At 48.0% G+C, this 9,194-nt stretch carries 10 protein-coding genes; 6 read left to right on the top strand and 4 right to left on the bottom strand.

Translation table 11 applies throughout. The annotated features are described in order from the left end of the window. Positions 1-378: 378 nt before the first annotated feature. A complete protein-coding gene (locus tag KDK17_RS01840) occupies positions 379-1,740 on the bottom strand; it encodes a class II 3-deoxy-7-phosphoheptulonate synthase (RefSeq protein WP_257275962.1) in 1,362 nt (453 codons plus the stop codon). Positions 1,741-2,111: 371 nt separating this feature from the next. Between KDK17_RS01840 and KDK17_RS01835 the strand changes: the two genes are divergently transcribed. Continuing rightward, the gene (locus KDK17_RS01835; protein WP_257275964.1) at positions 2,112-2,345 is read left to right on the top strand and encodes a hypothetical protein; all 234 of its coding nucleotides are present in this window, start codon (positions 2,112-2,114) and stop codon (positions 2,343-2,345) included. Positions 2,346-2,441: 96 nt separating this feature from the next. Here KDK17_RS01835 and KDK17_RS01830 read toward each other — a convergent pair whose 3' ends face one another. The 3 genes from KDK17_RS01830 to KDK17_RS01820 form a co-directional block, all read right to left on the bottom strand. Further along, a complete protein-coding gene (locus KDK17_RS01830) occupies positions 2,442-3,362 on the bottom strand; it encodes a M14 family metallocarboxypeptidase (RefSeq protein WP_257280457.1) in 921 nt (306 codons plus the stop codon). Positions 3,363-3,476: 114 nt separating this feature from the next. Then, positions 3,477-4,319: a sulfurtransferase gene (locus KDK17_RS01825; RefSeq protein WP_257275967.1), complete on the bottom strand. Its 843-nt coding sequence runs from the start codon at positions 4,317-4,319 to the stop codon at positions 3,477-3,479. A gap of 413 nt (positions 4,320-4,732) precedes the next feature. Beyond that, positions 4,733-5,044 carry a hypothetical protein gene (locus KDK17_RS01820; protein ID WP_257275968.1) on the bottom strand — a complete coding sequence of 104 codons (312 nt, stop codon included), beginning with the start codon at positions 5,042-5,044 and terminating at the stop codon, positions 4,733-4,735. 25 nt (positions 5,045-5,069) lie between these two features. Between KDK17_RS01820 and KDK17_RS01815 the strand changes: the two genes are divergently transcribed. The 5 genes from KDK17_RS01815 (at position 5,070) to KDK17_RS01795 (ending at position 9,188) form a co-directional block, all read left to right on the top strand. Further along, a complete protein-coding gene (locus KDK17_RS01815) occupies positions 5,070-5,375 on the top strand; it encodes a hypothetical protein (RefSeq protein ID WP_257275970.1) in 306 nt (101 codons plus the stop codon). A gap of 136 nt (positions 5,376-5,511) precedes the next feature. Then, the gene (locus KDK17_RS01810; RefSeq protein ID WP_257275972.1) at positions 5,512-6,480 is read left to right on the top strand and encodes a glycosyltransferase family 2 protein; all 969 of its coding nucleotides are present in this window, start codon (positions 5,512-5,514) and stop codon (positions 6,478-6,480) included. After that, the gene (locus tag KDK17_RS01805) at positions 6,467-6,835 is read left to right on the top strand and encodes a GtrA family protein (RefSeq protein ID WP_257280454.1); all 369 of its coding nucleotides are present in this window, start codon (positions 6,467-6,469) and stop codon (positions 6,833-6,835) included. Before KDK17_RS01810 ends, KDK17_RS01805 begins: the two co-directional genes overlap by 14 nt. Then, the gene (locus KDK17_RS01800; protein WP_257287208.1) at positions 6,832-7,638 is read left to right on the top strand and encodes a ChbG/HpnK family deacetylase; all 807 of its coding nucleotides are present in this window, start codon (positions 6,832-6,834) and stop codon (positions 7,636-7,638) included. The genes KDK17_RS01805 and KDK17_RS01800 overlap by 4 nt, the downstream gene beginning before the upstream one ends. Continuing rightward, on the top strand, positions 7,620-9,188 hold the full coding sequence (locus KDK17_RS01795; protein ID WP_257287207.1) for a glycosyltransferase family 39 protein: 1,569 nt from the start codon (positions 7,620-7,622) through the stop codon (positions 9,186-9,188). Before KDK17_RS01800 ends, KDK17_RS01795 begins: the two co-directional genes overlap by 19 nt. The last annotated feature ends 6 nt before the right edge of the window (positions 9,189-9,194 follow it).

Here is a 9,194-nt window from a genome sequence, read left to right as displayed (position 1 = left end):
CTCCCGACATCCTGCTCCCAAAGCAGGCGCGCTACCAGACTGCGCTATACCCCGTCTTTTTTTCGCGACAGGCTCTTAAGACCCCGTCACGGAACGGCGGCTAATCTACCAAAATGATTCGCCTTTGACAAAAGTATTTGCCACAAAATTCAGCCGACTAAAAAAAGAACACCCTTCAACTTGCTCAAGAACGTCTTTTGTAGTGTAAGGTGTTTTTTCCGCTGATGGTTACTTTCTTAGCCAAGCCGGGAAGATTCCTGCTTAATGATAGCCATTGAAGAAGTCATTAACACCAACCCCTCCTTGCTGAGTTGGCGGCATTAACAACACCATTCACCGCTCCTCCCCGAAGGCCCCTGTCCGACTAAATCATCGTGATCAACTTTCTCGCAATTTACGACAGTCTTTTAAAGTATCGGAAATCATGAAAGCCAGTTCCAGCGCCTGATCGGCATTCAGTCTTGGATCACAGTGAGTATGATAGCGATTACCCAGAGAATCTTCAGTCACTGCACGGGAGCCACCAATGCACTCTGTAACCTTCTGACCGGTCATTTCAAAGTGAACACCGCCAGCATAGGTGCCTTCTGCCTGGTGAACCGCAAAGAACTGTTTCACTTCACGCAGAATTCGGCTGACCTCACGTGTCTTGTAACCGTTAGAAGCCTTGAATGTATTGCCGTGCATGGGATCACAGCTCCACAACACCTGGCGCCCTTCTCGCTCGACAGCTCGAATCAGCTCTGGCAGATGCTTTTCAACATTATCAGCACCCATACGCACAATCACATTCAGACGACCGGCTTCGTTATCCGGGTTGATCAGATCAATCAGGCGAATCAGATCTTCCGGAGGCATGGTTGGACCCGCTTTCAGACCAATTGGATTGCTGATACCCCGAACGAATTCAACGTGACCACCTTCAACCTGCCGAGTCCTGTCACCTACCCAGAGCATATGTGCCGAGCAGTCATACCAGTTGCCGGAGAGGCTGTCCTGACGGGTCATGGCCTGCTCATAAGGCAGCAACAGAGCCTCATGGGAGGTATAAAAATCAGTCTCACTGATCACTCTGGAATGCTCGGAAGAAATACCACAGGCCTTCATAAAATCAAGCGCTTCATCAATTCGATCGGCCAGATGACTGTATTGCTCAGACTGTGGGCTGCTGGCGACAAAATCCAGATTCCAGGCATGAACCTGTTCCAGGGATGCGAGCCCCCCCTGGGCAAAAGCCCTGAGCAGGTTCAGAGTCGATGATGCCTGATGATAGGCATCAAGCATTCTCTGAGGATCTGGAATCCTGGACTCGGCTGTGGCCTCCATACCATTAATGATGTCGCCGCGATAAATCGGCAGCTCAATACCCTCTATGACTTCGGTACCTGACGAGCGGGGCTTGGCAAACTGGCCAGCCATTCGGCCTACCTTGATGACTGGACAGCTGGCGCCAAATGTCAGCACAACAGCCATCTGCATCAAGACCTTGAAGGTATCCCGAATATTATCTGCCGAGAACTCCAGAAAGCTCTCAGCACAGTCACCACCTTGCAAGAGAAATGCTTTGCCCTGAGTAGCAGTTGCCAGCTTCTGGCGCAAAGCCCTTACCTCACCGGCAAAGACCAGTGGCGGCATGCGGTGCAACTGCTGTTCCACCTGTTGAAGGTGATCTTGATCGGGGTATACCGGCAGCTGGATGACAGGCATTTCTCTCCAGCTATCAACTTGCCATTGTTTCATTTACTCCTCTCAGGGCGTCGTATTGCCTCATGAACATAACGGGTCATTTTACATGAAAGTAATGGATAAAGCCTAACCTGAGACAACCGGGCAGCTTTTTTTGACTTTGAGTCTCTCAGTAAAAAGCCTTTACACACAATTGAAAAATTTGATATACAATGCACTGGAAATTTAGCCAAGCGCATTAACCAAGATGAATTCTATGCTATCCGTGACCAAAACCATGATGAAACGTGGCATTATTATGTGCTGCGGGGCCTGTCGTGGATAGCTGAAAAGCAGAGAACGCAGCCCCCGCACCAAGAGAAGGTCCGGGGGCTTTTTTTTTGCCCTTGCGGAATAAAGCATCACGGGAAAAGAAGGAGAATACAGTGAGCGTGCTTAAACTCAGACTGGTCACCACAGGTAGCCTGGACAATCTTGAAAAAGTACTGAATTCCAGTGCAGAAGACGGTCTGAAGATCAGCAATTTTTCTGCTGAACTGGTTCCAGAGAGAGGCCACTACGAAGTAAAAATGTCTGTCACAGGCTTTACCAGTCAGAATCAGGTCGTCAGTAAGCTGGCCATGGAAAAAGATATTCGCGAGCTGACTCCGCTGCGCTGATGATCCGGAATCCTGTCAGTTTATATTTTCCCGGAGCCAGTTTGCGGCAGATGTTTCCTGCAGTCATTGCGGACAGCAGGAAACGCCGGTTCACAATCAGAGTTGACCGATCACATACTTGAGACCGCCAACAACGGCTGTGACCTGAGCATCATTGCACTCTTCGTCTGTCACTTTTGGGCTATCCGGATAAACTTCCGTCGTCGTACCAAACTTACAGTCTGTCAAACCACCACACAGGCCCAGCTTTTTCATTGGATAGTGGATCACACCTTCCTGAGTCACCGGGGAACCAATAATATTGCCCTGAGCATCTGCGGGTGCTATGTGCGTCACCTGCCTGACAGAATCAATCACAGCCTTTTGGAATTCGGGAACAGGGTTTTCAGTATCGCCAACCGTATAGAAACCATCAGGTATTCCTCCTTCCAGATAGTCTTCACCATCCCGTGCTGCCAGAGCTGGACGAAATTCTGTTTCATCGGTATCTGTAGTTTCATGCAGATCGATGTGAATCAATACCTCCTGCTCCAAACCCGCCACCAGCTTCATCAAGTTGGCAGACTCTTCCGCCGGACTGTCTTTATAAAAGGAACGGTTAGGATCAATGGCGTTGGGATTCCAGCGATTGATGGTTTCATAACCCCATGGGCTGATACAAGGCGCCACCAGGATATTGAAGTGATCTACAAAATTCAGAGCCTCGGCTTCCAAAAACTTTAACGCACCGTGGACTCCGCTGGTTTCATATCCGTGGACTCCACCGGTCACCAGAGCAACGGGCTTGCTGGAGTCCCAGTTTCGGCTCTTGATGGCATAGAGGGGAAAACGTTCAACATCGTAGGACAGGGCACCATACTGCTCAACATCGTAGTGCTCTTTCAAAGCCATGATTTTGGGCACAACTTCCTTCTGGTATTCACGTTTAATAGTGGCTTGTTCATACCAGGTTTTACGCTCTTCCTCTCCCCACTTTTGACCAGGAGTACCAATCGGGAATCTATAACTGCTGCCCATTTCTCTGCCCTTAGCGCATTCGATGAAAAGTGCACAGTATACAGAGTTCAGTCATTAGTCGCTTGTGGCGGGAACATCCTGCCCCGGAGGCTTTCAACCGGATTGCACATAGCTTCAATTCAAACCAGTTGCTATGGGCCTGCTTTCATCGGTAATCCACTCACTCCATGAACCCGGATACAGTTTGGCACCCGACAAACCGGCGTATTCCATAGCGAGAAGGTTATGACAGGCAGTAACACCGGAGCCGCAGTAGAACACAGGGTCAAGCCCATCCACCATCAGATTACCCAACTGTTTTTGCAACTGCTCTGCAGAAAGAAAAGAACCTGAATCATCCATATTTGAAGTGAATGGATAACAGATAGCCCCGGGTATATGACCTGCTTTAGTGTCAAGAGGCTCTACCTCTCCGGCAAAACGCTCAGGAGCGCGGGCATCTATCAAACGAAAAGCCGGATTTTGCAATTGTTCCATAACTTCATTGGCAGAGACCGTCATGCTGTGATTAACGTTAGCCGTAAAGTCAGAGAGGGTAACGACAGGTGTTTCAGTCGTCACAGGATAGCAGCCAGCAGTCCAACTCTTGAAGCCACCATACAAAACCTGAACAGATTTCACACCAACCCAATGCAATTGCCACCACGCTCGGGCAGCCATAGTATAATCAGCCTCATCATAAACAACGACATGGGTTGTTTTGCTGATACCCAGATTTCTCAATCGTTCAACAAACACCTCGGGCTCCGGAAGAGGATGCCTGCTGCTTTTCCCGGGAACTACCGCTGCAGAAAGATCTTTCTCCAGATCAATGTATCGGGCACCAGGGATGTGCCCCTGACTGTAGAGAGTCTGCCCCAGTGTGGGATCAAAGAGACTAAAGCGGGCATCAAGGACAACAACTTCAGGGTCAGTGAGCAGGGTTTCCAGAATTTCGGGTTCTATGAAAGGTGACATCTTATAAATCCATCTGAACTCTCAGTAAGAGTCCAATAAGCCATAAGTCAGATACGCAGTCTATTCCAAAAACCTGAATTTAGCTTCGGAGTGAATCTGATTTGTATTTTAACAAAAACATGACTGGAATCATCGGGCCATTATCCCGGAGAATGCTCAAACATTCTGATGAGAATACTTCATGGAGATTTTATAACTGATCACAACAAAGGCAAGGCTGGGCGAGAACCCTGAGATGAGATTCAGGGCAATTACCCGTTTATCCATGGTAGGTTCACATCCGTGTGAATTCGCTGTCCATGCACCTTCAATCTATCAACCCAATGGTGGACAGAATGCAGGAAAAAACCTTCAGGCTTTGTGAGATATTACCCATAAACTTGTAATCAACAAGCCTCAACCGAAATATCTCACTAATCCATTTCATCCAATTCGCTCTGGTCCACCACTTCGTCGTTAATCAGAACCTTCTCAGACAGAATATCACTGATATCCTCTGCTTCATCATCAATAATAATCCGTGTCACATCACCGCTCTGCGAAGGGAAGCCATCGTCTTCTTCAGGCGCCCTGATTTCTACCTCGGGTTCAACGGGAGTCTCAACAAGTATACTGTTAGTAACTTCCTGCTGGGGCTCAGCAACGGGTTGCATCAGGTAAAGCAATGCGGCAACAGCCAGAATACCAATGCCAAATACCAGGGCGATCAGATGCTCCTTTCTCATAGCTACTCCGTCAAAAGGTCCGTGTATGATCTCACAATCCGGACTATACACTATCAGACAACAGGACATTGGTCATGCTTCTGTGCCACGGGCTGACAGAATGCTCCGGCTAAAAGATTCTGATAACGACAAGGAGTCATCCCCAATCCTGTTTCAGTCCTGCCAAACTATGATCGCGACTTGCTTTTTCACTGACACCATACCACTATGGATGCAGACCTTTGCTCAATTTATAGCCACAAGAATGAGCCGGAAGTGCTCAATCAGCCACTACGATGGAGGTGGCATTTTTACCGAAGAGGAACCTTTTTCTTTTTCTGCAGTTGAATGAATTGAGCCTTACTGGAAACAGTGTCAAGCCGATAAATAATAACAATCAAAAGTAGCCATGAGTCGGATGTAACGCTCCCTATTCAAGGATGAGGCGCGAGACTCATGACCCTATAAATTATCGAGCCGGAGACAAGATGCCCGTTAATAACTCATTTTTACTCAGCTGTGTGGTGCCGGTTTTCAACGAAAGTCCGGTTATTAGTCAGTTCATGGAAACACTGAAAGAGCAACTGGAAGCCATCACTGAGCGTTTTGAAATTATTGTGGTGGATGATGGCAGCACCGACAAAACAGTTGAACTGGTCGAGCCATTCTGTGATGACCCGAGGATCAAGCTGGTAGAGCTATCAAGAAACTTCGGCAAGGAAACCGCATTAACTGCCGGAATTGATGCCACTTCCGGTGACGCTGTGGTTCTGATCGATGCAGACTTTCAGCACCCTCTGGAAATGATTCCTGTTTTTGTTGATTACTGGCGGCAGGGTTACCAGATGGTTTACGGCGTTCGTCAAGATAGGGAAAACGAATCTTTCCTGAAAAAGAAAGGCGCACAATTTTTTTATCGAATCATGCATTCCAGCACAGGCATTGATGTACCGGCTCACGCAGGCGACTTCCGACTAATGGACAAGGTCGTTGTCGATGCCCTGAAAGCCATGCCAGAACGCAGCCGGTTCATGAAAGGCATCTATGCCTGGGTGGGTTACAAGAGTATAGGCCTACCCTTTCAGGTCAGAAGCCGGCTAGCGGGACAGTCCGGCTGGGGCTACGGCAAACTGACCAGTCTGGCTCTTTCAGGCATTACCGCATTCACTACTCTACCGCTAAGGATTGTAGGTGGGCTCGGACTGATTATTTCATTTATCTCGGTTTTTTATGCATTCTTTATCATCTTTCGAACCCTTGTTCTCGGTGCACCTCTGCCAGGCTGGCCCACGGTTATTGTCGCTATCACCTTTATCGGTGGCATACAGCTTTTGTCTCTCTGGATACTGGGTGAGTATATTGCCGGTATTTTCTGCGAAGTGAAAAAACGCCCAATGTACCTGATACAAAGACAGCTGGGATTCAAAAATCAGAAGGACAGTAATGCGACCGATTAAGTTTATTGTCACCGGTGCTGCGGCTGCAGCTGTTCACCTCTGGGTCCTCTGGCTTCTGGTAGACCTGACTCAATTAGCCCCATTGCTGGCCAACCCTGCCGCTTTCATTCTGGCTTTTGTCGTAAGCTACCTGGGGCATTCACTGTGGACTTTTAATCACAAGCAGCATGTTCATCGCAATGCTCTGGTGAAATTCCTGCTGGTTCAGTTACTCTGCAGCTTTGTACTCAATCAGTCGCTTTATACCCTCCTGTTAACCTACACCGCTTTAAATTATCTGATGGCCAGCTTTATCGTTTTGGCCACAATACCTTTGGTCACTTATACCCTGAGCAAATACTGGGCCTTTAAATGAAAAGAATAACATTGTGCGCAGATGATTATGGGATACACCCCGGGGTATCAGAAGCTATTCTGCAGCTGGCCAGTCAGGGCACAATTCAGGCCACTAGCTGCCTCGTCACTGGCCCTGACTGGGTAAAGCAGGCAAGAAGCCTGACGAACATCCGGGAAAAGGTTGATATTGGCCTGCATCTGAATTTAACAGAAGGAAAAGGCCTCAGTTCCTTTTACAAGGACGGGTTCCCCAGCCTGAATCAGCTATTAATCAGGAGCCATCTTCGCTTGCTGGACAGGACTGCAATGGTGGAAGAAATAACGACGCAATATCAGCATTTTATAGACGCTACCGGCAGAGCCCCGGACTTTGTTGATGGCCATCAGCATATACACCACCTGCCCATGGTGCGTAATGCTCTGTTATCGGTATTAGACGCTCATAAGCCCGCACCTTCTTTCTGGGTGAGAAGCGTTACCCCGGTTATCCGTCACGGTGGAAAACTGAAAAGCTATATTATTGAAGGTTCCGGTAGTAAGAACCTACTCCGTGAATTGATCAATCAGGGCATCAATACCAATACTTCCTTTGCTGGTGTTTATTCACTGAAACCGGAAGTAAACTACGCAACCCTGATGTCATCGTGGCTCTCTGATTCATACGACAGAGGGCTAATCATGTGCCACCCTGGTAAAACCGCGGGACAAAAAAAACTCGATCATCCAAAAGCCAGACAGTTAGAATTTGATTATTTATCGAGCCAACAATTTCCAGACAGCTGTCAACAAACAGGAGTGGATCTGTGCAGAATGAAGCAATGATTGCTGACTCTTCACCCTCATCCGTGGTAATAAAACACCCTTTTCGCTGGCTCAGCCTGATCTGCTTTTTCCAGCTAATTTTCTGGACCCTCGGTCCCTGGATAGTCAGAAACACGCTTCACTCTGACACACTTGAAGGCATTGCCTGGGGGAATCTCTGGCAATGGGGGTATGAAAAACATCCTCCATTGGCAGCCTGGACTGCCGCTCTTTCCTCAAACTTAAGTGACGCCAGCGACTGGCCTGTCTATCTATTTGCCCAGATCAGCGTAGTGATTGCTTTTATTGCTGTCTGGCGTCTTGCAAGAGAATATTTAACCGAGGCAGGCGCACTGCTGGCGGTCTTTCTGTTACAGGGCATTCTCTTTTACAGCAACCGGGTAGAAAGGCTAACACCAGATACGCTTCAGCACCCAATCTGGGCCTTTCTTGTCCTGACTTTTTATTTTGCAGTGACCCGCCAATCTCTGGGTTATTGGCTGCTGACTGGAATCATGTCAGGACTGGCCATCCTGACTAAATATCAGGTCGCTGTATTGTTTGTTCCCTTACTGATTGTTCTTTTAATCACCCGGGAAGGCAACCTCGCTCTTTCCTCCATTGGCCCTTGGTTGGGCGGGATTCTGTCTCTGGCCATCGCCTCCCCCCATCTATATTGGCTATGGGAGCATGAATTTGCGGCAGTAAGCTATCTGGGAGAAAACTACGTTGACAGTGATCGTTACGGAACAGGTTCAAACTGGGATCATCTGATATTTCCTTTGGACTTTATTAAGAACAACCTGGGTAATGTTCTTGTATTTTTCCTTCTAATGATCCCACTTTTCAGAGCCCCCAAGCTTCTTGTCGATTATGATCGCTTCAAAAAAGTATTTCTAATCGCCATAGCTACAGGTCCATTCGCTTTTACACTCTTGTTTGGACTGATAACCGGTGAAAAGCTCGTATCCCGGTGGGCTACCCCCTACTTTGCCTGGCTGCCCCTGCTATTGCTGGCCTGGACTCGTCCATTGATTGATGACCAGCGTTTCAAGAGAGTGGCGTTCTGGTGTTTATTCACTGGGCTATTGTTTGTCTCATTGAGATGCAGCTACTTGCTGTTCAAACCTGTCTTTGATGAGGATTACTGGGATTCGGTGGAATTCACGCCTCTACGGGCCCAGATGCTAAAAGCGGAAGAATTATGGGCATTACATCAGGGAGATCACCCTGAGAACGACCGTTACATGCCTTATCTGGGCGGCCTTCACTACCACGTTGCTGAACTGGTGGCGTATAGCCGCAATCGAAAAACCATTCCATATTTTGGCCTGAACCGGGAAGAAAGTCTCTGGATGAAAGAAGAAGATTTCCGCAATAAAGGCGGGATCATTGTCATAATGGATGGCAAACGGTACTCAGGAGAGGTCAGGCGTCGGCTTGAAAAGAACTACCCTGAGGCTGAATTTTTGGGACGTTTTGCATTTGAGCCTGTGACCAAATTTAAAGTGGATAATAAGCCAAAACTGTTTGTAGAGTATTACCTTTTGAGACCTCAGGAGATCCTCTGAGAAGCT

Source organism: Endozoicomonas sp. SESOKO2 (assembly GCF_024606245.1).
Classification (GTDB): Bacteria; Pseudomonadota; Gammaproteobacteria; order Pseudomonadales; family Endozoicomonadaceae; genus Endozoicomonas_A.
The sequence above is the reverse complement of the archived record's forward strand: the minus strand, read 5'-3'. Positions and strand labels throughout refer to the sequence as shown.

Bases quoted from the DNA above. Each gene is read 5' to 3' on its own strand.
- KDK17_RS01840 (WP_257275962.1), bottom strand. From the start codon at position 1,740: ATGAAACAATGGCAAGTTGATAGCTGGAGAGAAATGCCTGTCATCCAG.
- KDK17_RS01830 (WP_257280457.1), bottom strand. From the start codon at position 3,362: ATGGGCAGCAGTTATAGATTCCCGATTGGTACTCCTGGTCAAAAGTGG.
- KDK17_RS01825 (WP_257275967.1), bottom strand. From the start codon at position 4,319: ATGTCACCTTTCATAGAACCCGAAATTCTGGAAACCCTGCTCACTGAC.
- KDK17_RS01820 (WP_257275968.1), bottom strand. From the start codon at position 5,044: ATGAGAAAGGAGCATCTGATCGCCCTGGTATTTGGCATTGGTATTCTG.
- KDK17_RS01815 (WP_257275970.1), top strand. From the start codon at position 5,070: ATGATCTCACAATCCGGACTATACACTATCAGACAACAGGACATTGGT.
- KDK17_RS01810 (WP_257275972.1), top strand. From the start codon at position 5,512: ATGCCCGTTAATAACTCATTTTTACTCAGCTGTGTGGTGCCGGTTTTC.
- KDK17_RS01805 (WP_257280454.1), top strand. From the start codon at position 6,467: ATGCGACCGATTAAGTTTATTGTCACCGGTGCTGCGGCTGCAGCTGTT.
- KDK17_RS01800 (WP_257287208.1), top strand. From the start codon at position 6,832: ATGAAAAGAATAACATTGTGCGCAGATGATTATGGGATACACCCCGGG.